This is a genomic window from Mesorhizobium sp. M1E.F.Ca.ET.063.01.1.1 (genome assembly GCF_003998155.1).
Taxonomy (GTDB): domain Bacteria; phylum Pseudomonadota; class Alphaproteobacteria; order Rhizobiales; family Rhizobiaceae; genus Mesorhizobium.
Genome location: NZ_RZSC01001165.1, coordinates 1 through 1,235, shown reverse-complemented (window position 1 = coordinate 1,235; position 1,235 = coordinate 1). Strand labels below are relative to the sequence as shown.

1 protein-coding gene and 1 pseudogene are annotated in these 1,235 nt (G+C 64.9%); both read left to right on the top strand.

Going from position 1 to position 1,235, the window contains the following annotated elements:
• A partial coding sequence (locus EOA29_RS36935) for an MFS transporter (protein ID WP_145970068.1) occupies nucleotides 1-845 on the top strand: 845 nt, incomplete at its 5' end.
• Nucleotides 846-999: 154 nt separating this feature from the next.
• Nucleotides 1,000-1,235: pseudogene (locus EOA29_RS36930) on the top strand (cell wall hydrolase); the annotation flags it as partial.

Sequence of the window (1,235 nt, the reverse complement as noted above, 5' to 3'; positions counted from 1 at the left end):
GCGTCAACGGCTCCAGCGGCCGTGCCATCATGGGCTGGTTCGGCGAAGGCGAGCGTGGCTTTGCCATGAGCATCAGGCAGACGGCGGTGCCGCTCGGTGGCGGGCTCGGCGCGCTCATCCTGCCTTCGCTTGCCTTGGCCTTCGGCTTTGTCGCGGTCTTTGGCCTGCTTGCGGCCATCTCCGCGCTCTCGACTTTCTTTGCCTGGCGCTGGTTGCATGAGCCGCCGGCGCAAGCCGGCGCTCACGCTGCCGCCGCGACGAACGGCCCGGCGCCGCTGCGCAACATCGAGGTCTGGCGCATCTCGACGGCCATCGGCCTGCTCTGCTTCCCGCAGGTGGCGGTGCTCACTTTTGCTTCGGTCTTCCTGCACGACTTCGCCGGCATGGGCACGTGGGTGACCAGCGCAAGCCTTGCCGTCGTGCAGACAGGCGCCATGGTGATGCGCGTCTGGAGCGGCCGCTATACCGACCGTCGCGGTAACCGCCGTCCCTTCCTGAAAATCTCCAGCGCGCTCAGCGCACTGGCCTTCATTCTCCTCTGGCTGCTGGTGATCGCGGCGGCCAGGCAGCCGGCACTGATGTTGTTCCTGCCTGTCATGGTGGTCGTGGCTGGCATCTCGGTTTCGGCCTGGCACGGCGTCGCGTACACCGAACTGGCAACGCTTGCCGGCGCCGGCCATGTCGGCACCGCGCTCAGCCTCGCCAACACCCTTGTCTTCATCGGCTTCTGCCTGGTGCCGATCGCCATCCCTTGGCTCTTGCTTCTCTTCGCATGGCCGGGCGTGTGGCTGGCGGCCGCGATCTGCGCGGCGATCGCCTGGCCGATATTCCTGCGCCCAGCCTGATTCACCCAGCCTGATTCCTGGCCGGCTTTCCGCGGGAGCGGGAAGCCGGCTTGCCGTCAACATGAAAAAAAACACGATCGATGCCGTTAACCGACCATCAAGGTTAATGCTTCATTTTGGCTCTCCGGGGTCAGTAGCGTTTCTGGAGAGTTCCGTGCATCGACGCGTTTTAAAGCGGCTCGTCGCCGCCGCCGTTGCGAATAGACCATCCTTCCTTCCTCCTTTGGTTCTGGGGCTCGGCTTTTGGGTCGGCTTTCCGTCCGTCGTCGCTTACCAGGACATGGCGAGCCTCGTCTCCGGGCTGGAGTCGCCTCACGCCCGCTGGAACGCTTATGTCGCAAAGTCCGTCGCCGGCTCGGTGCATGCCGCCGAGATGCCGTTCATCGATTC